We start from the raw sequence: 20,618 nt of genomic DNA, 5'->3' as shown, positions 1-20,618 counted from the left end.
GGATTGCTTGACCATTGTCGTGAGGGTGTCATGAACAGTCGAGTCGGTTTGGTGAATCACCGCGTGGGACGCCGCAGGCGTCGCGGCGCGAAGATCGGGTTGGCCGCAGTCCTGGGTACGGCGGCGCTGCTGGCCTGGAGCCTCCCCGTCGCCCAGGCGGGGGAGAAGGAGCACTATGTGGATTCGGTCATCAGCATGATCCGTCTGCACTCCGAGGCCATTCGGCAATTGGCCACCCACGATTTTCGCTACAGTCGCAACCTGGCCCGGCACGCCACCGGGTTGCAGAACACCTTCGGCCTGCTCGGTCCCATGGAGTGGCACGTCAGCACCTCCACCACCCTGCAAAAGGGGGGAGAGGGGCCGAAACTCACCGAGGATGATTTCAACAAAATGGCCGATCAGTGCCAGAAATCCATGAAACACCTCTATCAGGCCTCGATTCAGCATGTGGAACAGAAGTCTGGCGCCGATGCGGTGATCAAGGCACTGGATGACGTGCAGTCCAAATGCACCCACTGTCACGGTCTGCTCGATGGCGTGGCCCCGGATGTCTGGGGCAAGGGGAAGGGGTCGTGACGAGCGGGTTATCCTGCCTTGGTTGACAGCAAGCTCATTTTGTGCTTTAATATACCTGATGTGGATTGGTTATATTGGAGCGTGACTTGAGGTTCTCGCATGACCCCGGAACAACATGAACAGTTGATCGACCACCTCTTCAAGCGCATCAACCTGCGCGGCGATTTCGGAACACAGCCACCGGAGGAACCGGAAGGTCAACCCGGTCCGCGCGGTCGGAGCGGCAAGCGTCCGATGGAGCATGTGGACCCCTTCGCCCTGGATGAATCCTCCCCGGACAAACCGTCACCGGACAGGGGATCCCCCTGATTCCAGTCTGGCGGAGGATCCGCCGGATTGCGGCACCTGGCGGGATATCGCCTCGATGCCGGTCTTGCGGAGGGATTCCTCATTGCGGCGCCTGGCGGGATATCGCCTCGATGCCGGTCTGGCGGCGGATACGCCGGATCCTGGCCGTTCCCCGCTTCCGTCCATCCTCCTGATCCTGGTCGATTTCGTTCCGGCCCATTTCGTATCCGCGCTTATGAGTGAACCGGCATCTTTTTTTGCTCGCGTCGCGATTCGTATGCCGGTTCTCCGATTGTCCTGTCAGGGCCGCTCCGGCTCGCCGATCAACTCCTCCCCGCGAAAGATCCAACCCGCTTGTCGCAACGTCGAGGCCGGGATCATGGTCAGGCTCGGATCCATGGCCTCGATCGCCTGGTCGAGATGCCGAACCAGCTCCCGCGCGCGCGGATTGACCACCCCTTCACCCTCCCAGATGGTGACGTTGAAGACGTGATAGAGCGGATAGCGCCCTTCGGTGAGGGCGGCCACGTCGTTGGGGGCGATGCCGTCGAGGGCGACCGGTTTGGCGCGTCCGTTTCGTCGGAACCGATCCACATGCCAGAGCGTCTCGTAGCCGATGGCGCCACGTTGCGCCAGAATGCGCTGGAGCATGTCCGCGATGGTCACCACCTCTTCCATGCGCGGGCTGAAATCGTCCGGGTCCGGGAGCAGCGCCCGCCAGTGACCGGGCCGAAGCTTGCAGTGCAGCCTTCCGATGGGCTGAATGTCCCAGGCCGGACCGATCTGTCCGCTGCGGTCGCTGATCTGTGCCCACTGGCGGGGTTGCCCCTGGAAGATCTCCTTGACCTGTGGGACGGTCAGATCGCCGATCGGATTGTCCGGATGGAGCAGAATGGCGATGCTGGCGACCCCCAGAGTGTGGAAGGTGAGCCCCGGCAGCCGGTCGCTCTTGCCGGGCGGACAGCAAAAGCCGGCGATATCCACCGCCTTGCGACTGATCAACCCCGCCGAGGTGCCACAGGTTCCCTCGCGCACGCGGATGTCGAGTTGGTTGGCGTGGGCATACTGGGTGATGGTTGGGAGCAGCAGTTGATGGATCTGCTGATCGAGCATGATCACCAGATCGCCCCCTTGACCCCAGCGATCCGGACGGATCGGCTGGACGACCCAGGATGGCGGCTGGGGGAAGGTCTGATCCGGCGCGCAGAAGGCCCGGTCCAGGGCCTTCAAGACCGCCTGTTCGGCCTCGGCGGCACTGGTGACCCGAGGCGGTTCCATTTCGGAGACCAGGGTGGCCTGGACAGGGAGGGCGGGAAGAATCCACCATCCCACGGTCAGCCACAACCATACCAGATGCGCCTGTCGGATCATGGTTCCTCCTCCATGACCCAGGGCGAGAAGAAGCGCACGGTGTCGCGTCCGGCATTCTTGGCCTGATAGAGCGCCTTGTCGGCCTTGTCGATCAGATCGTCCATCTCGTCTCCGTCGCGTGGATAGAGGCTCACCCCGATCGAGGAGGTGACGTTGATCTTGTTGCCGAGCAACGTGAACTTCCGCCCCAGGGATTTCAACATCTTCTTGGCGACCTTGCGCACCTGGCTGCCGTCGGTGACGTTGGTCAACACGGCAGAGAACTCATCACCGCCGAGTCGGGCCAGGGTGTCGCTTTCGCGCACGCAGGCGCGCAATCGCGTGGCCACCTCCTGCAACAGCTGATCCCCGGCGGCGTGTCCCAACGTATCGTTGATGTTCTTGAAGTGATCCAGGTCAAAGAGCATCACCGCCACCATCTGTCCGTGCCGGCGTCCCTGGGCCAGGGCCTGATGCAGACGGTCGTGGAACAGTTGGCGGTTGGGCAGGTGGGTGAGGGGGTCGTGAAAGGCCAGATGCATAAGCCGGTTCTCGGTTTCCCGGCTCTGGGTGATGTCTCGTTCCAGACAGACGATCCGCTCGGTGCGCGCGGTGGCATCCAGGATCGGCAGGGTGAAGAGTTGGGTGTGGCGCGGTTGGCCTTCGGCGTCGCGGCTGGAGAGGCAGATGGTGTGCGACTCCCCGCTCTCGGTAGTGACGCGCAGGATGCATTGACTGCTCTCCGGGCCTTCGCACCCCTGACAGGCGTACAGTTTGTCGTGGAGCAGTTCGTGGCAGCGCTCGCCGACCACCCGATGGCGGGGGAGGTTAAGTTGTTCCAGAAAGACCCGGTTGGCCTCGCGGATCAGATGGGTTTCGCGCTCGATGACGCAGATGGCCTCCTGCATGCTGTTCAGAATGGCGTCGGTGAGCGATTTGCCTCGTTGCAGGGCGCTTTTTTGTGCTTGGATGGCATGGATGTGGGCACGGGTTTCCAGGGCGATGCGGATGCGGGATGCCAGTTCCAGGGGACGGATCGGCTTGTTGACGAAATCGACAGCCCCGAGTTGAAAACACTCCTGAATCAGGGACTCGTCGGTCTCCCCGGTGATCATGATGACCGGGATCTCCTTGAGGTGCGGCGCGGCGTGGATTTTTTTGAGCAGGGTGATGCCGTCGATCTCCGGCATGTTCACATCCAGGAGCAGGAGATTGGGCGGTGAGGTTTCCAGTTTGGCGATGAGGTAAGGGGATTCCAGCAGAAAATCGACCGTGTGGCCGGCATTGGCCACCAGTCGGGCGATCTGCTCGATGGTTTGACCATCGTCATCCACCACCAGAATGCGTGCCATGATCGGAGTGCTCTCCCTGAAACGGGTGGTTGGGGTGCCGAGCGTCATTCCGAAGGGATTAATCTTGTTAAATTGACACAGAGAGCGGGTGCGGATCAAGTCCTTTTATGGGGTTATGATGAATGGTCGGGATCATTTTTTTGTAACCTGTGGAGGGGAGGGGCATGCCCCTTGGTCAATTCTCATCCTTGCGGGTCAGGCTCAAATGGTCCAGCCCGGCAGAGAGATCCTGATTCTTGGCATCCCTGCCTTCGAGTTTGATCCGCAGACGCAACTCGTTGGCCGAATCGGCGTTGCGCAACGCATCCTCGTAACCGATCAAACCGGCTTCGTGCAGATCGAACAACGCCTGGTCAAAGGTTTTCATCCCCAGTTCGTTGGACTTGGCCATCGCCTCCTTGATGCCGGCCACCTCGCCGCGAAAGATCAGATCCGACACCAGCGGTGACTTCAACAGGATCTCGATCGCCGCTATCCGTCCGCCACCCTGCCGCTTGATCAACCGCTGCGATACGATCGCACGCAGGTTCAAGGAGAGATCCATCAGAAGTTGCTGACGTTTTTCGGACGGAAAAAGATTGATGATCCGGTCCAGGGCCTGGTTGGCGCTGTTGGCATGCAGGGTCGAGAGGGCCAGGTGACCGGTCTCGGCGAAGTTGATGGCGTGTTCCATGGTCTCCTGGTCGCGGATCTCGCCGATCAGGATCACGCTCGGCGCCTGACGCAGGGTGTTTTTCAAGGCCGCATGCCAGCTCAAGGTATCGACTCCCACCTCGCGCTGGGTGATCAGACAGTTCACATGCGGATGAACATACTCGATCGGATCCTCGATGGTGATGATGTGGTCGTGGCTGTCGCGGTTGCGGATGCCGAGCATGGCGGCCAGCGTGGTGGACTTGCCCGATCCGGTTCCGCCCACCACCAGCACCAGACCGGTCTTGCTCATCACCACCTCCTTCAACACCGGCGGCAGCCCCAGTTGATCGAAATCCGGGATCGTGGTGGTGATGGTGCGCAGCACCATGCCGGCCTGTCCCTGCTGCATGAAGGCGTTGACGCGGAACCGTCCCACACCGGGGGGATTGATGGCGAAGTTGCACTCCTTGGAGGTTTCGAACTCCTTGACCTGGCGATCGTTCATGATCGCCCGGACCAGAATCAGACTCTGGGCGGCCTCCAGGGGGGTGCGGTTCAAGGGGGTCATCTTGCCGTCGAGCTTGGCCGCGGGGGGGAATCCGGCGCTGATGAACAGATCCGATCCGCCGCGCTTGAGCATGGTTCTCAAGGCGTCGAGCATGAACTTGATGGCCTGGTCACGTTCCATGATGGCGGTCCTGACGGGGGTTGGGTGGTGAAAAACGCAAAATCCCGGTTCATGTTTTCAATGAACCGGGATGCGTTTCAACATAAACCAGGATATTATTCAACGACACCGGTCGCCGTTCTGGTGGGGCTATTTCAGCAGCGCCTTGATGTTCGGGGTGAGCGGTATGCTGTAGTCGCTCGAGGCCATCACCACGCCATCCGAGGTGCGCACCAACTGGGCGTTGACATAGACCCGGTTTTTGGCGGTCACGTAGCTTCCGGCCAGCACCGCCGAGACCTTGTGGGTTTTCTTGATCTCCTTGGCCTCCTGGGAGAGCACGAACTGTCCGGCTCCCTTCTTCAAGAGGATGTCGCCGCGCAGGGTCAGCTCCACCACCGAATGGCCGGCCTGGGTGAAGCGGGTGGCCATCTGCTTGGCGAGCATTCGTCCGAGGGGCGAGCTTTTTTCCATGTTGTTCTCCTCCACGAACGAGGCGGGGAGGATCACTTCGCGGGCATGGAGCCGTTCGCCCACGGTTTGCAGCATCACCTCGGCGGCCTGTTGGGCCACTTCGCCCGGTTCCACCTCCGGGGTGGAGGTGAGCGGCACCGACACCAGCGGATACCCCTCCTGGCCTGGGTTGGTGGCGCAGCCGCCCGCGACGAGCATGACGATCGCCAGGGCAGGCGTGGCGCATCGTGCCAGGGAACTCCGGAAGGGGGATCCACGCTCGGGGAATGAGGGGGTTCTCTCTCCATCGTGCAGGTTTGGGAACGGGCGTTTCATCGCGTGACCACCGGCATGTTGGTGCCGCCATTGGTGTTGATCAACAGATCACGGGTCGAGCCGTTGACCGGCACCTTGGCATCCACCGAGGCGAGCACCTGACGGCTGTTCAAGGCGATCATGCGCGAGGTGAAATCCAGGGTGTCGCGGGTTTCGGTGTAGGTGCCGGTGACCACCGCGTAGGCCTTGTTGTCGTGGCTGATCTTTTCGATGTCGCGGGAGAGGATGAACTCACCCTGATCCTGACGGATGGCCAGGCTCTTGCGAAGCTTGGGCTCGACCACGGTGAAGCCCTGCTGGGTCAGGCGCGAGGCGACGTGATCGGCGATCAGGTTGCCCAGTTCCGAGGTGCTGTCGAGCTGGCCGCGACTGACGAAGCTGGTCACCAGGATCGGCTTGCGCTGGTGGAACGAGGGGTGATTCTTGCGCAGTTCCGCCACCAGGGCGTCGGTCAGGGCGTGACTCATGCGGATGAGATCCACTTCGCTCTGAACGATGGTCGAACCGCCGGATGGTTGACCTTGGAACCCGGGGGCGCACCCACCCATCAGGGCGGCGAGCAGCAGAGTGGCGAGACCGGAGTGGATTTTCTTCATGAGTCGAATTCCTCGCAGGGCAGAATGCTTATTTGAACCCGTCCTTGATGTTGGCCTTTTCACGGGCGGCCTCTTTGGTGATGAGTCCCTTGTTCAGGAGTTCTTGCAAGCATTGTTCCAAAGTTTGCATGCCCATGCCGCGTCCGGTCTGGATGGACGAGTACATCTGCGCGATCTTGTTTTCGCGGATCAGGTTGCGGATCGCCGGGGTGGCGACGAGGATCTCGTGGGCGGCCACCCGGCCTCCTCCCTTCTTTTTCAACAGGTTTTGGGAGACGATGGCGCGGATCGATTCGGAGAGCATGGTGCGAATCATCTCCTTTTCGGCGGCGGGGAACACATCCACCACCCGGTCGATGGTCTTGGCCGCCGAGGTGGTATGCAGGGTTCCGAAGACCAGATGTCCGGTTTCGGCGGCGGTGAGCGCCAGGCGAATGGTCTCCAGATCGCGCATTTCCCCCACCAGGATCACGTCCGGATCCTCGCGCAGGGCCGAACGGAGCGCCGCCGAGAAGCTGCGCGTGTCGCGATGCACCTCGCGCTGGTTGATGAGACATTTTTTTGACTCGTGGACGAATTCGATCGGATCCTCCATGGTGAGGATGTGACCATATTCGTTTTTGTTCTTGTGGTCGATCATGGCGGCCAGGGTGGTGGATTTTCCCGAGCCGGTAGGCCCCGTCACCAGCACCAGACCGCGCGGGGTGGCGGCGAACTCCTTGAAGATCTCCGGGGCGCCGAGCTGCTCCAATGAGAGGATCTCGGAAGGGATGGTGCGGAACACCGCCGCCGGACCGCGATGCTGATTGAAGGCGTTGACGCGGAAACGGGCCAGATTCGGCACCGCGAACGAGAAATCGCATTCGTACTCCTCTTCGTAGGTTTTCCGCTGCTTGTCGTTCATGATATCATAGACCATGCCCTTGACCTCATCGGTGGCCAGGGGTGGCACGTCGATGCGCCGGATCTCGCCATCCACGCGGATCAACGGCGGCATGCCGGCGGAGATGTGCAGGTCCGAGGCCCGGTTGCGCACGGAAAAGGCCAGCAGTTCAGCAATATCGACTTTTTTGGACATGGTGCCTCTTCAATCAGGATGGAGTCCGGATCAGGGGCGGCGCGACCCGGTTCAGGGGGCTGTCACCCGTGGTTCAAGGTTTCATTATACGCGCATTCCCGTCAGTCGGGCAACTTGCGGTATCGAATTTTTGACGCCACCGGACAGTGGGTGGTGGTTTGGGGAACGTGACGATGGACGACATTCGCTGGAAACAAAGATTCGATAATTTTGAACGGGCGCTCATTCTGTTACGTGAAGTCCGGGAGCGTGGTGTGGCCAATCTCTCCCAAATGGAGAAGGAGGGGGCGGCGCAACGGTTCGAGTTGGCCTTCGAGTTGGCATGGAAGACCATGAAGGATTTCATGGAAGCTCAAGGCGAGTCGAGTGACCTGGGTTTTCCACGCCGGGTGATCAAAACGGCGATTGCTCGTGGGGTGATTCAGGAGCCCTATATGTACATCTGGATGGAGATGCTGGATCAGCGTAACCAGTTGTCGCATCGGTATGATCGTCAAAGGCTCCAGACTGCTTTGGAACGGGTTGAAACCCGTTTTCACGATGCTTTTGAGCAACTGCTGAGCTTTTTTCAAGACAATCTTGAGGAGGCGTGATGGATACCGGGTTGCGGGAAGAGGATCTGGCCTGGATGTGCGCGGTTTTCCGGAGTTTTGATCCGATCCGCGAGGTGGTGCTGTTCGGCTCGCGTGCCAAGGGCACGTATCGTCCCGGATCGGATGTGGATCTTTGTCTGGTCGGCACGTTCGAGGATCATCTTTTCGCCGAGAAGGTCGCCTTGGCCCTGGATGAACTGCCCATCCCGTATCTCTTCGATGTCAAGGCCAAGGAGGCCATCCGTCATCCGCCGTTGTTGGAGCATATCGAGCGGGTTGGTATCACCATCTACCAGCGTGGTCGGCACGGAGCCCCGGCCCCCGAGGATGACAAACCGGTGGTGAAATGAGGTTGTGTGGGGTTTGAACCCCATCAAACGGGATCATGCCGCTTGACGAGAATGAACTGGTTTAACGAATACGTGTGAATTCCGGAATCCATCCGGACCAAAGATTGATTCATCACCCATCAAAGGAGCACGATAAGGACCATGGCACTGGACACGGATCGCACCAAGGCGCTGGAAGCGGCCATCTCGCAGATCGAGCGGCAGTACGGCAAGGGATCCATCATGCGCATGAGCGCCGCCGCCGCCGCGGATGTTCCGGTCTTCTCCACCGGCTCGCTGAGCGTGGATCTGGCCCTGGGCATCGGCGGGCTGCCGCGCGGGCGCGTGGTGGAGGTGTTCGGTCCCGAGGCCTCGGGCAAGACCACCCTGGCGTTGCATGTGGCCGCCGAGGTGCAGCGCGCCGGAGGCGTGGCCGCTTTCGTGGATGCCGAGCACGCTCTCGACCCGGCCTATGCGCGCAGGCTCGGGGTGGACATCGACCAGTTGCTCATCAGCCAGCCGGATACCGGCGAACAGGCGCTGGAGATCGTGGACATGCTGGTCCGTTCCGGCGCGGTGGAGCTGGTGGTGGTGGACTCGGTGGCCGCACTCACCCCCAAGGCCGAACTCGAAGGCGAGATGGGCGACTCCCACATGGGGTTGCAGGCCCGCCTGATGTCCCAGGCGTTGCGCAAACTCACCGGTTCGATCAACCGTTCCCAGTCCGTGGTGCTGTTCATCAACCAGATCCGTCAGAAGATCGGCGTGATGTTCGGCAACCCGGAAACCACCACCGGCGGCAACGCCTTGAAGTTCTACGCTTCGGTGCGTCTCGACATCCGCCGCGTGGCCGCTCTCAAGGACAAGGAGCAGGTGGTCGGCGCGCGCTGCAAGGTGAAGGTGGTCAAGAACAAACACGCCCCGCCGTTCCGCACCGTGGAGTTCGACATCAACTACGGCGAGGGGATCTCCCTGGAAGGGGAGGTGCTCGACATGGCCGTGGACGAGAAGATCATCGAAAAATCCGGGGCATGGTTTTCCCTGGATGGCGATCGGATCGGTCAGGGTCGGGAGAACGTCAAGCAGTATCTGCGCGACAACCGTGAGATGCTGTTCTCCCTCGAGGACCGGCTGCGCGCCCATTTCGGTCTGGCGCCGAAACGCGGCGGTGGTGAAGGGGGCGCCATGGCCTTCGGCGCGGCCACGCCCAAGGCGGGCGGCGGCAAGGGTGGGGGACGCTCTGCCAAGCCGGCGGGTCGCGCCTCGGGTGGTGATGAGGGTGGCTATGAATCCGATGGAGGGGATGGTTGAACCCTGAATCCGGCGTCATCATCGACGCACCGCTGCGTCAGGAGCTTGAGAGCCGCTATCTGGCCTATGCCCTCTCGACCATCATCAGCCGTTCGCTGCCCGATGTGCGCGACGGCCTGAAACCGGTTCACAGACGCATCCTGTTCGCCATGCGCGCCTTGAACCTCGATCCGGGGTCGGCCTTCAAGAAATCGGCCCGCGTGGTCGGTGACGTGATCGGCAAGTTCCATCCCCACGGCGATCAGGCCGCCTACGACGCCATGGTCCGGCTGGCCCAGGAGTTCGCGGCGCGCTACCCCCTGGTGGATGGCCAGGGGAACTTCGGCAACATCGACGGCGATGGCGCGGCGGCCATGCGTTATACCGAGGCGCGCCTCACGCTGGCTGCCCGCGCCATGCTCGAAGATCTCAACTTCGACGTGGTGGATTTCACCGCCACCTACGACGGCTCCCTGGAAGAGCCCACCGTGTTGCCGGCCCGGTTTCCGAACCTGTTGGCCAACGGCTCCACCGGCATCGCCGTGGGCATGTCCACCTCCATCCCGCCCCACAACGTCGGCGAGATCATCGACGCCTGCCTGCACCTCATCCAGAAACCGGAAAGCCGTGTCGCGGATCTGCTTCCCATTTTGCCGGGTCCGGATTTCCCTACCGGAGGGGTGCTGATCGCCGACGCCTCCGAACGGCTGGCGGTCTACGAGAGCGGGCGCGGCTCGCTCAGGCTGCGGGCCCGCATCGTCAAGGAGGATCTGCCGCGCGGCATGTGGCGGCTGGTGGTCACCGAGATCCCCTACCAGATCAAGAAATCCCAGCTCATCGAGCGGATCGCCGAACTGATCGTGGATCACAAGTGCATGTTTCTCGAAGACGTGCGCGACGAGTCGGACGAAAAGGTGCGCATCGTGCTGGAGCCGCGCTCCAACCGCATCGACCCGGAGATGGTGCTCGCCTATCTCTACAAGAACACCGATCTGGAAACCCGCGTCACCATCAACTTCAACGTCATCGACCAGGGGCGTCCCCATGTGCTCGATCTGGTCGGACTGCTCAAGGCGTGGCTCGATCACCGCTTCACGGTGCTCGGACGGCGCGCCCGCTATGAGTTGGCCCGTATCGGCGAGCGGTTGCACCTGTTGGCCGCCTATCTGATCGTCCACCTGAACATCGACGAGGTGATCGCGATCATCAAGGAGCACGACGAACCGGCTCCGGTGTTGATGAGCCGGTTCATGCTCGATCGGGAGCAGGCCGAGGCGGTGTTGAATCTCCGCTTGCGGTCGTTGCGCCGGCTCGAGGAGATGGAGATCCGCAAGGAGGTGACCGAGAAGGAGTCGCGCGCCAGGGAGTTGACCGCCATGCTCGCCGATGACCGGCTGATGTGGCGGGAGATCGAAAAGGAGTTGCTGCGCACCCGGTTGGAGTTTTCCGATCCGCGCCGTACCGAGTTGGCTGGCGCGCCGCCCCCGGAGGTGGTGTTGAAACCCGAGGACCTCGCCCCGCGTGAGGCGGTGACGGTGATCCTGTCGCGATTGGGCTGGGTGCGCACGGTGCGCGGTCATGAGGAGATCGTGGCCGACAAGTTGCGTTTCAAGGGCGAGGATACCCTCTTTGCGGCCATCCATGCCCATGCCAACGATCAGATCACCTTCATCACCGCCTCGGGCAAGGCCTATTCGATCCTGGCCGACCGCTTGCCGACCGGCAAGGGGTTCGGCGATCCCTTGACCGTCCTGTTCAACATCGAGGGCGGGGATGCCATCGTCTGGATGATGGCGGTGGATCCGGACAAGGAGTATTTCGTGGTGACCCGGCGTGCCCAGGGGTTCCGGGTGCCGGGCGCGGACCTGATCGCCAGCCGGCGCGATGGCAAGCAGTGGCTGGTGTTGAAACCCAACGATGCCCTGATCCATCTCCATCCGGTCAAGGGGAGTCTGGTGGCGTCGATCTCGCGGGGGCGCAAGCTGCTGGTGTGCGATCTGGAGGAGTTCCCGGTGCTGTCGCGCGGTCAGGGGGTGCGGATTCAGTTTCTGCTCTCCGACGAGGTGCTGATGGATGCGGTCACCTTCCGACCCGAGGATGGGGTGACCCTGGATACCGGCAAGAAACAGAAGCTGTTCCTGGATGTCACCCTGTGGCGCGGGCGACGGGCCACCCGAGGGGCGATGCTGCCGCATGGTTTTCTGGCCGGCGCGGTCTTTGCCGGCAGCGGTGTCTCGCCCTGGGAGGCGGGTCGCGGCTATACGCGCGAGATGTTTTGATCGTGATCGGATCCCGACATCGCCGGACAGCCCAGACCGTCGCTGGGGGCGTGGCCGACTTGCCTGACGGGGGGATCCTCCTCACCCCCGATCGTGGACCTTCCCTTCGGGCGTTTCACGGGACCACCGTCATTCTTGCAGCCGGCGCCATGTAACCGGCATGATGGGGGAGCCCCCCTTCACCCCCCGACCGTGGCCCTCCCCGATGGGTGTTCCACGGTAATCTGGCAACCATGCGCGACCAATTCCTCTCCCTGCTGGCCCCCCTCACATGGACCCTGCTTTTGGCCGGCTCCCTCCTGTGGAGTGTCCGCGACGCCGAAACCCGAATGCGGGAGGATCTGCTGCGCTCCGCCCGGATGTTCGCCGACGAGCGGATCAATACCCACCTGTGGCTCTCCCGACAGGGCGGGGTCTATCTCAAGCCGGGCGACGCGGGGGAGTTGACCCCGGACCCTTACCTGAGTCCGGTCAACCGGGAGTTGCAGGCCAAGGATGGGGCGCGGCTGGTTCTGATCCATCCGACCAAACTGTTGCGTCAGATCGAAACCTTGCCCAGTTCCGGGCAGCCGGTTCATTACCACTTCGTGGCCCTCAAACCGATGCGCGCGGCCAATGCTCCGGATGACTGGGAGCAGACCGCCCTGCGCGATATCACCCGGAGCGAGGAGGAGCGGTTCGATCTGATTCCCCATGCCACCCTGTTCCGCTACCTGCGGCCTCTGGTCGCCGATCCCTCCTGCCAGGGGTGTCACGAAACCCAGGGCGTGGCCCCCTCCGGGCTTTTGGGAGCCGTCTCCCTGACGATTCCCGCGACCTTCCAGATCGATCGGCTCCAGACCACCCGTCTGACGCAGACGTTCGGCCATGGGGTGGTCTGGGCCTTGGGGATCTGGGGAGTGGTCTGGTTCGGACGCTATCGCGTCCGCCAGGAGATGCTGCTGGAATACGGTCGCCAGGCGCTGTTGCTGGAAAAGAAGAACGCCGAGGAGACCGCCCGGGAGAAAAGCGAGCTGCTGAGCCAGCTGTTGCAGAAATCGGCCAAGCTGACCAAACAGAACAAGGAGTTGGAACTGCTCGGTCAAATCCGTTCGGTCACCAACCGGTTGTTGATCGATGCCCTGGAGCCGCTCTCCCTGACCGAACATCTGGAAGAGGCGATGTTCCTGATCACCGCCACCCCCTGGTTCGGCATTCAACCGCGCGGTTCGATCTTCTTGTTGGACGAGGCCACCAACGAACTGGTGCTGGCCGTCCATCACCAGCTTTCCGACCCGCTGTTGACCTTGTGCGCGCGGGTTCCGTTGGGGAAGTGTCTGTGTGGACGGGCGGCCCTCTCCAGGCAGATGGTCTTTTCGAGCCATCTGGAAGAGCGTCACGAGATCCGTTTCCACGGCATCGAAGAGCATGGTCACTACTGTCTGCCGATTCTGACCGGGGAACGGCTGCTCGGGGTGTTGAACCTCTACGTGGCCCACAACCATGCGCCAACCACCGAGGAGGGCAATTTTCTCAAGGCGGTCACCAGCACCCTGGCCGGGATCATCGTGCGCGCCGAACAGGATGAACAGTTGGCCGAGGCCAAGCGGCACGCCGAAGAGGGAACTCGCGCCAAAAGTGCCTTCCTGGCCAACATGAGCCACGAAATCCGTACCCCGCTCCATGCGATTCTCGGCCTGGGTCATCTGCTGGAACGGACCACGCTCTCCGATCAGCAGCGCGACTATCTGCGCAAGATCCGCTTCTCCTCGCAATCGCTTCTGAACATCATCGACGACATCCTCGACTTTTCCAAGATCGAGGCGGGTAAATTGACCATCGAATCGGTCCCCTTCCAGTTGATGGAGATCGTCCACAACGTCATCGATCTGCTCGAACATCGGGTCCGCGAAAAGGGGTTGGCCGTGCATGTGCGCGTGCCGGCGGAACTGCCGTGCGCCCTGCGGGGCGATCCCTTGCGGCTCGGGCAGGTGCTCACCAATCTGATCGGCAATGCCGTGAAGTTCACCGAATCGGGCGAGATCACCATCCGCATCACGCCGCATTACCTCTCCGAGAAGTTCGTGGTCCACTGTTTCGAGGTCTCGGATACCGGCATCGGCCTCACCCCCAAGCAGCAGGAGGGGCTGTTTCAGGCCTTCAGCCAGGCCGACCCCTCGACCACGCGCCGCTTCGGGGGGACCGGTCTGGGGTTGGCGATCTGCGGTCAGCTGGTGCGGATGATGGGGGGCCGGATCTGGGTGGAGAGCGCGCCGGACCAGGGGAGCACCTTCGCGTTCACCGCCGCTTTCTGGCGTCAGGACGAGCGCTCTCCGGAGCGCGCCTTGGACGGCGCGGCAACGGCTCCGGAGGATGCGGCGCGTCTCGAGGAGGCGTTGCAAGACCTTCGCGGCGCGCGGGTCCTGGTGGTCGAGGACAACGACATCAACCAGCAGGTGGCCAGGGAGATCCTGGAACACCTCGGACTGGTGGTGACCATGGTCGGGGATGGTCAGGCCGCCATCGAGGCGGTCGAGGCCATGCATCCTCCCTTCGCGATGGTCTTCATGGATGTGCAGATGCCGTTGATGGATGGTTATCAGGCCACCCGTGCCATTCGGCGTCTGCCGTCCGGACGTGCCTTGCCGGTGATCGCCATGACCGCCAACGCCATGTCCGGGGATCGGGAGAAGAGCCTGGAAGCGGGCATGGATGACCACCTGGTCAAGCCGATCGAAATGGTCGCACTCAAAAGCTGTCTGGTCCATTGGATCAAACCGGGTCAGGCTGGCACCGCCGTTTCCGCGGAGCCGGAGGTGATCGATCGGCCCGCGCCGGAGATCACCCTGCCGATCCTGCTGCCGGGGATCGATGTCGAGGAGGGATTGGCACGGGTGGCCGGCAATCGCCCCCTGTTCGTCCGGCTGCTGAGCGAGTTCGGAGCCCGTCACGCCCAGGCCGGTCGCGAGCTGCGCGCCGCCCTGGAGCAAGGGGCGCATCCACGGGCCCGGACCCTCCTGCACGCCCTGGGCGGCATGGCGGGCAATCTTTCGGCGCATGATCTGCTGGCCGTGACCAACGCGTTGCGCCTGGCGATCGCGCGGGAAAACCATGCGGAGATCGACGGATTGCTGGACCGTTTCGATCAGCACTTGCAAACCGTGCTGGAATCGGTTTCTCTTCTCGACAGGGAACGCGAGGCGCTCGCGACCGACGAACCGGACGCGGTGTCTCTCCCGGATACGGAACGGGTCAGACCGCTGCTCGAGAGTCTGTGGAACCACCTCGTCGAGCATGATCTGGCCGCCAAGCGCCGGTTGCCCGAATTGCGGGCGATCCTGCCGGGCACGCGTTTTCAGGATGCGTTGCGGAGTTTGGAAAAATCGGTGAATCAACTGGATTTCGATGCCGCGCGGACGCCCCTGGCGACCCTGGCGAGGCACTTCGGTCTGGCTTTGACAACGGGTGATACCCATGAGCATGAATCGTGAGCGACCGGTCATCCTGGTGGTGGATGACGAACCGATCAACATCGAGGTGTTGGATGAGATCCTGCGCCGCGATTATGGGGTACGTTTCGCCACGAACGGGGTGATGGCCCTGGAGATGGCCATCAGGCACGATCCGGATCTGATTCTGCTCGACATCATGATGCCGGAGATGGATGGCCACGAGGTGTGTCGCAGACTCAAGGCCGATTCGCGCACCAAGCCGATTCCCGTGGTGTTCGTGACCGCCATGTGCGGCAAGGAGGACATCGTTGAGGGGTTGCGGCTCGGGGCCTACTACTACCTGACCAAGCCTGTCGATCCGCCGGCGATTCAGGCCGTGGTCGCCGCAGCCTTGAACGAATACGCCACCTACAGCGCCATGCGCGATGAGGTCAACCGCGCCGTCAGCACCTTCGGGTTGCTGGAGCGTGGTCGATTCCGCTTTCGTACCCTGGAGGAGGCCCGTGCCCTGGCGGTGTTGTTGGCCAAGGCCTGTCCGGAGCCGGAAAAGCGGGTGTTGGGGTTGACGGAGTTGATGGTCAACGCCGTCGAGCATGGCAATCTCGGCATCAGTTATCATGAGAAGAGCGCCTTGCACAAGCGCGGCGAATGGGTGGCCGAGGTGGCGCGTCGTCTGGCTCTGGCCGAGCATGCCGATCGTCACGCCACCGTCGAGTTCACCCGCCTTGCCGACGAGATTCATTTCCTCATCCGCGATCAGGGGGAAGGGTTCGATCCGCGCGCTTTCATGAAGATCGATCCGGAACGGGTGTTCGACTCCCACGGGCGGGGGATCGCCATGGCCAACATGTTCAGTTTCGACGAGGTGCGTTACCTGGGCAAGGGCAATGAGGTTCTGGCCATGCTCAAGTGGGCGTCCGTGAAATAAAGATCGTAGCGCACGCTTTTGCCCTCGATCACCGCGTCCGCCACCCGTTTGCCCAGGGGGACCGCCAGGCGGGGGCGTTTCACCACCACCCGTTGCCTCGCGACCCGCAACGCGGCGTCCACCAGCCCGTCCGCGTCTCCATCCTCACCCACCACCTGGCGCAGCAGGCGCATCTCCTTCTTGACCAGCGCCGCCTTGGTCCGCTCCGGATGCATGGGATCCAGATAGATCACATCCGGTCGCTGGAATTCGGGGTGATCGTTCAAGTGACGGGCAGCGTCGTTCTGAATCAGCGTCATGCGTTCCGACTCGGGAAGTGCGTGCTCCCGGGCACGTCTCAACCCATCCGCGAGCAGGGCGTGGATCACCGGGGAGCGCTCCACGAAGGTGACCCGACACCCCAGGGCCGCCAACACGAAACCATCCCGTCCCAACCCTGGCGTGGCATCCAGAACCGACGGGCGCCACCCACCCTTAAGCCCCACCGCGCGGGCCAGATCCTGCTTGATCCCCTCCTGACGCCGCACCGTGGCGATCGTGGACGAGAAATCCACGCACACCGGTTCCCCGCGACCGCGACTGCGCGCCACCAGTTCCAGCCGCTCCGGACGGAGCGATAGAACCAGCCGCTCCCCGGTCTCGGCCCACGCCAGAAACGGTACGCCCAGACGTGCGGCCAACCGCTGGGCCGCGGGGATCGATTCCGGCTCCGGGGTCGTGACCACCAGGGACATGGGTCACGCCTTGCCGTTGGGGTCAGGGTGTGGCACCCGGAACGGAGGGAACGTCGCGATTGCGGGTGCGCGGGTCGGCATCACTTGCGCAGGAACACCTGGGTGCCATCCCACTCCGGCGGGGGCGGGTTGGCCTGGAACTGTTCGCAGCGGCGGATGTAGAGGGTGGCCAGGGTGCTTTCGGGAACATGTTCCAACAGACGCTGGCAGATTTCTTTCACCTCTTCCCAACGTTGCGCCTGATAGAGTCCAATCACCGGGGCCCAGATTTCCAGCTCCCGCATGCGCGCTTCGGGCACCTGCAACGCCTCCGGTCCATCGCGCAATCCCAGCAGTTCATGCAGCTCCACCGGTTCTTTGACCCCCTTGGGGAGCACCTTGTCCACCATGCGGGTGACGAACTCCGGTCCGATCTGTGTGAGGACGGCGTTGGTGATGAGAATTTGCGAGCCGTAGACCGTGTTCAGGGCCTCGATGCGGGCCGCCTGATTCACGGTGGCGCCCATGGCGGTGTAATCCATGCGGTCCGTGGAGCCGATGTTGCCCACCACCGCTTCGCCGGTGTGCAGACCGATGCGGGTGAACATCTCCTTCTGGCCGATCTGACGCCACTGTTTGTTCAGCTCCCGACTCGCCAGCGCGCATCCCAGGGCGGCGAGACAGGCGTGGGTGGCATGATTGTCCAGACGCGCCGGTGCGTTCCAGAAGGCCATGATCGAGTCGCCGATGTATTTGTCGATGGTGCCGTTGTTGTCGAAGATGGCGATGGTGAGGTGTTTGAGATATTCGGAGATCTTGTGGGTCAGATCCTCGGCGGACATGGTTTCCGACATCGAGGTGAAGCCGCTGACGTCGGTGAACATCAAGGTCAGGGTGCGACGATCGCCTCCCAGGCCGACCCCCTTGCCCGATTCGATCAGCTGGTGCACCAGGGCCTTGGGCACATACTGTCCGAAGGTGTTCAAGGCGCTCTTCATGGCTCCGATCGACTGGGTGAGCATTTTGATTTCGCTCACCGCCGAGGAGACCTCCACCGGACCGGTCAGTTGGAACCGGCGGATCCGTCCGGTTTCGGCCACCAGTTCGCGCAACGCCTTGCCGATGCGTACCGAGATGATCAGGATGATCGGCATGGCCAGGGCCAGGGCGATGGCGGCGAAGATCAGGCTGCGCTTGCCGGTTTCGGAAATCGGACCCAGGAATTCGCTTAACGGCACCGTGATGGCGATCTTGGTGTCTTTGGCGTATTTGTCCGGCACCGAGGTGATCTGGCCGATGTGTTTTTCGCCGTTGACCTCGAAGACCATGCCGTTTTCCCAGAAACCGTATTGATGGCGGAAAAACAGTTCGTTGACGATCGGATCGTGCAGATCGGCAACCCGTCCGAGCACCAGGATCGGATTGCCGTTTTTTTCGTCCGTCGCGACGCGCATCGACTTGGAGGCGTCCGGGTGGGCGGTCAGCTCCCCCTTGCCGTTGAAGAAGAGGAGTTGGCTGGATTCTGAAAATTTTTGTTGTTGCAAGAAGTGGGCGAAATGGCTCACGGTCATGTCCACCCCGAACACCCCGTCGATCTCGTCATCGCCTTGAAACCGTTGCGAGATGGTCACGCCCGGTTTTTTGCTGGAGCTGTAGACATACAGCTCCGACGCCTTGGCGCCCGTGGTCTCCAGGGCATTGATGTACCAGGGGCGTACCCGCGGGTCGAACTCGGTCTTCTCCAGGGGGTGAACGCCCAGGCTGAAGCCGTTTTTGTCCAGGAACACCCACCGTTTGCGCGGGATGTCCGGATCGTCGGCCAGAACGGTCATCACGCCGTATTGCGTCTCTTCGGGGGCATTCAGGGATTGCCGGAACTCGGCTTCCGGACCCAGATTGACCACATAGAAGAAGTCGCCGGTATCGTAACCGATATAGACCGCGAACACCTGGGGATTGTGGCTGAGGATCTGGCGCAGATAGTCCTGGCTGGGGTGGAGTTTGTCCAGGGCGGGCAACTCCTTGATCGGTCGAATGCTGGTCACGATGTCGGTCAGGGAGAAGATCGGATCATAGGCGCGCTGGAACCGTTCGATGATCTTTTGATTGACCTGTTCCAGCAAGGCCTGGGCTGCCGAGATGGCGGTTGCGGAGTTGGCAGAGTAGTTGTACCAGGTCAGGGCGCCGCACAACGTGCCCACCACCATCAGAAAGATGGAGAGCAGGTTGATGTGGAAGGGGATCCCTTTTTTGAACCAGTTCATGGAGCACCTTTATGAGGATGCGGGGGCGTCAGGGAGTGGGGTGGGAAAGCGCCTGGAGGGATTCACGGGCCTGTTTTTCCGCCTCCCCGGCGGTTGTGCGCGTATGAGCAAGCCATGCGCCGAGTAATTTCTCCTGGGCCTGCTTTTGGGCGTCGGGAACTTTTTTCGCGTTTTCCGGAAAAAGTTCCAACAGCTCCTTCTGGCTGGCCAACTCGAGCGAGATCGGGACCGCGCCCAGAGATTTGCGCGCCATGTCGAGTTTTTCACGGGCCAGGCTGATCTGACCGGCGCTTTGGATGTTCCAGGGAATCGAGAACCAGGGCGTGGTCAGGGTGGATTTTTCGGCGATCGCCTGGCGTGCCTGGTGGATCGCCTTGGTGGCGGCCTGGATCTCCGGCAATCCCTTGATCAGAATGGCATCGAAGAGGTGATTGATCAGGCCGTAACGCTCCTTGGAGAGCATGACATCGAACGGTTGGGCGTTCAGGAGATCGCTGTTGGTGAATGGGTTTGGATAGTTGTGTGGAGCCTGGGCGTAGACCGACGGATTGACCGGCAGGCGGCTGATCTCCGGGAGCAGCAGCAGTTTCTGCCCTTCCGGGGTGAGCAGGAAGTCGATGAACGCCTTGGCGGCCTTCGGATTGGCGCCGTTCTTGACCAGGGCGATGTTGGCGGGGACCAGCGAGGGGCGTTTGGGGGTGACGAAATCCACGGCGTGTCCCGCGGATTCGTTGGTCAGACCGTAAAAGTCGATCACCATCCCCGCGCCGGCGGTTCCGGCCACCACGGCATCCGGTACGTCGATGGAGTTTTTGGTGAATTGGCGCACATTGCCGGCCATTGCCTTGAGGAGCATCCAACCGTTGTCCCAACCGTAGTTTTGCAGAATCGATTCCACCGTCATGTGGGTGGTGCCCGAAAGGGCCGGCGTGCACATGGCCAACTGGCCGAAATAGGCCGGGCCGGTCAGATCCTCCCAATCCTTGGGGTTCGGGATTCCGTGCAGGCGGGTGAAATGGTTGTTCCACATGATGCCGTAGCTGGAGAGGGCGAAGCCGGTGAAGTGGGCATCGGCATCGTGCACCAACTGTCCGCCGACCTGTTTGGCCACGCCGGGGATGCTGGATTGATAGGGGATCAGCAGGTCGTCGTCGGAGAGGATTTCGAAGGCATCCTTGGCCGATGCCCAGAACAGATCGGGCGCCTTGCCTTCGGCGACCCCTTTTTGAACCGCCTTGATGCTGGCTTCGGTTTTATAGCGGACCATCTCGATCTTGAGATCCGGATGGTGTTTTTCGAAGGCTTGTTGGAAGGGGTCGGTGGTGAATTTGGGAAACGGGGTGATGATCCGCAGCTTTTCCGCGGCCATGAGGCGGGCGGGGAGAAGCCACGTCAGCAGGAGCGCCAGGAGGGATGTGATGCGGATCCAGCGCGGAATGTGAGGATTCATTCTCAT

At 62.0% G+C, this 20,618-nt stretch carries 17 protein-coding genes; 8 read left to right on the top strand and 9 right to left on the bottom strand.

What is annotated here, in order from left to right; translation table 11 throughout:
* The first annotated feature begins 30 nt into the window (after positions 1 to 30).
* Positions 31 to 579: a hypothetical protein gene (locus tag ACV4UY_RS05535; RefSeq protein ID WP_491606650.1), complete on the top strand. Its 549-nt coding sequence runs from the start codon at positions 31 to 33 to the stop codon at positions 577 to 579.
* Between the two features lie 99 nt (positions 580 to 678).
* Positions 679 to 888, top strand: coding sequence for a hypothetical protein (locus ACV4UY_RS05530; protein ID WP_491606649.1), 210 nt, complete (start codon positions 679 to 681; stop codon positions 886 to 888).
* A gap of 279 nt (positions 889 to 1,167) precedes the next feature.
* Here the strand turns inward: ACV4UY_RS05530 and ACV4UY_RS05525 are convergent, their stop codons facing one another.
* The 6 genes from ACV4UY_RS05525 to ACV4UY_RS05500 all read right to left on the bottom strand — a co-directional run bounded on the left by ACV4UY_RS05525 (position 1,168) and on the right by ACV4UY_RS05500 (position 7,335).
* Positions 1,168 to 2,238, bottom strand: a complete 1,071-nt coding sequence (locus ACV4UY_RS05525) for a type 2 periplasmic-binding domain-containing protein (RefSeq protein WP_491606648.1) — start codon at positions 2,236 to 2,238, stop codon at positions 1,168 to 1,170.
* On the bottom strand, positions 2,235 to 3,569 hold the full coding sequence (locus ACV4UY_RS05520; protein WP_491606647.1) for a two-component system response regulator: 1,335 nt from the start codon (positions 3,567 to 3,569) through the stop codon (positions 2,235 to 2,237). The genes ACV4UY_RS05525 and ACV4UY_RS05520 overlap by 4 nt, the downstream gene beginning before the upstream one ends.
* A 175-nt stretch (positions 3,570 to 3,744) precedes the next feature.
* Positions 3,745 to 4,893 carry a PilT/PilU family type 4a pilus ATPase gene (locus tag ACV4UY_RS05515; protein ID WP_491606646.1) on the bottom strand — a complete coding sequence of 383 codons (1,149 nt, stop codon included), beginning with the start codon at positions 4,891 to 4,893 and terminating at the stop codon, positions 3,745 to 3,747.
* A 129-nt stretch (positions 4,894 to 5,022) separates the two neighbouring features.
* Positions 5,023 to 5,661, bottom strand: coding sequence for a FlgO family outer membrane protein (locus ACV4UY_RS05510; protein ID WP_491606645.1), 639 nt, complete (start codon positions 5,659 to 5,661; stop codon positions 5,023 to 5,025).
* Positions 5,658 to 6,257, bottom strand: a complete 600-nt coding sequence (locus tag ACV4UY_RS05505; RefSeq protein ID WP_491606644.1) for a FlgO family outer membrane protein — start codon at positions 6,255 to 6,257, stop codon at positions 5,658 to 5,660. The genes ACV4UY_RS05510 and ACV4UY_RS05505 overlap by 4 nt, the downstream gene beginning before the upstream one ends.
* A 28-nt stretch (positions 6,258 to 6,285) precedes the next feature.
* Positions 6,286 to 7,335, bottom strand: coding sequence for a type IV pilus twitching motility protein PilT (locus ACV4UY_RS05500; RefSeq protein ID WP_420905323.1), 1,050 nt, complete (start codon positions 7,333 to 7,335; stop codon positions 6,286 to 6,288).
* A 173-nt stretch (positions 7,336 to 7,508) separates the two neighbouring features.
* On the opposite strand from ACV4UY_RS05500, the gene ACV4UY_RS05495 reads away from it, so the two are divergent.
* The 6 genes from ACV4UY_RS05495 to ACV4UY_RS05470 all read left to right on the top strand — a co-directional run bounded on the left by ACV4UY_RS05495 (position 7,509) and on the right by ACV4UY_RS05470 (position 16,185).
* Positions 7,509 to 7,928, top strand: coding sequence for an HI0074 family nucleotidyltransferase substrate-binding subunit (locus ACV4UY_RS05495; RefSeq protein WP_491606643.1), 420 nt, complete (start codon positions 7,509 to 7,511; stop codon positions 7,926 to 7,928).
* Complete coding sequence (locus ACV4UY_RS05490; protein WP_491606642.1) at positions 7,928 to 8,278, top strand: nucleotidyltransferase family protein; 351 nt, start codon at positions 7,928 to 7,930, stop codon at positions 8,276 to 8,278. Before ACV4UY_RS05495 ends, ACV4UY_RS05490 begins: the two co-directional genes overlap by 1 nt.
* A 141-nt stretch (positions 8,279 to 8,419) precedes the next feature.
* The gene (recA, locus tag ACV4UY_RS05485; RefSeq protein WP_491606641.1) at positions 8,420 to 9,568 is read left to right on the top strand and encodes a recombinase RecA; all 1,149 of its coding nucleotides are present in this window, start codon (positions 8,420 to 8,422) and stop codon (positions 9,566 to 9,568) included.
* Positions 9,565 to 11,826, top strand: a complete 2,262-nt coding sequence (parC, locus tag ACV4UY_RS05480) for a DNA topoisomerase IV subunit A (protein ID WP_491606640.1) — start codon at positions 9,565 to 9,567, stop codon at positions 11,824 to 11,826. Before recA ends, parC begins: the two co-directional genes overlap by 4 nt.
* A gap of 233 nt (positions 11,827 to 12,059) precedes the next feature.
* The gene (locus ACV4UY_RS05475; RefSeq protein ID WP_491606639.1) at positions 12,060 to 15,296 is read left to right on the top strand and encodes an ATP-binding protein; all 3,237 of its coding nucleotides are present in this window, start codon (positions 12,060 to 12,062) and stop codon (positions 15,294 to 15,296) included.
* Positions 15,280 to 16,185 carry a response regulator gene (locus tag ACV4UY_RS05470; protein ID WP_491606638.1) on the top strand — a complete coding sequence of 302 codons (906 nt, stop codon included), beginning with the start codon at positions 15,280 to 15,282 and terminating at the stop codon, positions 16,183 to 16,185. The genes ACV4UY_RS05475 and ACV4UY_RS05470 overlap by 17 nt, the downstream gene beginning before the upstream one ends.
* Here ACV4UY_RS05470 and ACV4UY_RS05465 read toward each other — a convergent pair.
* The 3 genes from ACV4UY_RS05465 to ACV4UY_RS05455 form a co-directional block, all read right to left on the bottom strand.
* A complete protein-coding gene (locus tag ACV4UY_RS05465) occupies positions 16,128 to 16,919 on the bottom strand; it encodes a class I SAM-dependent methyltransferase (RefSeq protein ID WP_491606637.1) in 792 nt (263 codons plus the stop codon). The two genes, ACV4UY_RS05470 and ACV4UY_RS05465, sit on opposite strands and share 58 nt — an antisense overlap.
* Before the next feature lie 80 nt (positions 16,920 to 16,999).
* The gene (locus tag ACV4UY_RS05460; RefSeq protein WP_491606636.1) at positions 17,000 to 19,162 is read right to left on the bottom strand and encodes an adenylate/guanylate cyclase domain-containing protein; all 2,163 of its coding nucleotides are present in this window, start codon (positions 19,160 to 19,162) and stop codon (positions 17,000 to 17,002) included.
* 28 nt (positions 19,163 to 19,190) lie between these two features.
* Positions 19,191 to 20,618: an ABC transporter substrate-binding protein gene (locus ACV4UY_RS05455; RefSeq protein ID WP_491606635.1), complete on the bottom strand. Its 1,428-nt coding sequence runs from the start codon at positions 20,616 to 20,618 to the stop codon at positions 19,191 to 19,193.

Source organism: Candidatus Magnetaquiglobus sp. (assembly GCF_058402785.1).
The sequence above is the reverse complement of the archived record's forward strand: the minus strand, read 5'-3'. Positions and strand labels throughout refer to the sequence as shown.

Bases quoted from the DNA above. Each gene is read 5' to 3' on its own strand.
- ACV4UY_RS05490 (WP_491606642.1), top strand. From the start codon at position 7,928: ATGGATACCGGGTTGCGGGAAGAGGATCTGGCCTGGATGTGCGCGGTT.
- ACV4UY_RS05465 (WP_491606637.1), bottom strand. From the start codon at position 16,919: ATGTCCCTGGTGGTCACGACCCCGGAGCCGGAATCGATCCCCGCGGCC.
- ACV4UY_RS05520 (WP_491606647.1), bottom strand. From the start codon at position 3,569: ATGGCACGCATTCTGGTGGTGGATGACGATGGTCAAACCATCGAGCAG.
- recA (WP_491606641.1), top strand. From the start codon at position 8,420: ATGGCACTGGACACGGATCGCACCAAGGCGCTGGAAGCGGCCATCTCG.
- ACV4UY_RS05475 (WP_491606639.1), top strand. From the start codon at position 12,060: ATGCGCGACCAATTCCTCTCCCTGCTGGCCCCCCTCACATGGACCCTG.
- ACV4UY_RS05500 (WP_420905323.1), bottom strand. From the start codon at position 7,335: ATGTCCAAAAAAGTCGATATTGCTGAACTGCTGGCCTTTTCCGTGCGC.
- ACV4UY_RS05535 (WP_491606650.1), top strand. From the start codon at position 31: ATGAACAGTCGAGTCGGTTTGGTGAATCACCGCGTGGGACGCCGCAGG.
- ACV4UY_RS05510 (WP_491606645.1), bottom strand. From the start codon at position 5,661: ATGAAACGCCCGTTCCCAAACCTGCACGATGGAGAGAGAACCCCCTCA.
- ACV4UY_RS05455 (WP_491606635.1), bottom strand. From the start codon at position 20,618: ATGAGAATGAATCCTCACATTCCGCGCTGGATCCGCATCACATCCCTC.
- ACV4UY_RS05525 (WP_491606648.1), bottom strand. From the start codon at position 2,238: ATGATCCGACAGGCGCATCTGGTATGGTTGTGGCTGACCGTGGGATGG.
- ACV4UY_RS05505 (WP_491606644.1), bottom strand. From the start codon at position 6,257: ATGAAGAAAATCCACTCCGGTCTCGCCACTCTGCTGCTCGCCGCCCTG.
- ACV4UY_RS05530 (WP_491606649.1), top strand. From the start codon at position 679: ATGACCCCGGAACAACATGAACAGTTGATCGACCACCTCTTCAAGCGC.
- ACV4UY_RS05470 (WP_491606638.1), top strand. From the start codon at position 15,280: ATGAGCATGAATCGTGAGCGACCGGTCATCCTGGTGGTGGATGACGAA.
- ACV4UY_RS05495 (WP_491606643.1), top strand. From the start codon at position 7,509: ATGGACGACATTCGCTGGAAACAAAGATTCGATAATTTTGAACGGGCG.
- ACV4UY_RS05515 (WP_491606646.1), bottom strand. From the start codon at position 4,893: ATGGAACGTGACCAGGCCATCAAGTTCATGCTCGACGCCTTGAGAACC.
- ACV4UY_RS05460 (WP_491606636.1), bottom strand. From the start codon at position 19,162: ATGAACTGGTTCAAAAAAGGGATCCCCTTCCACATCAACCTGCTCTCC.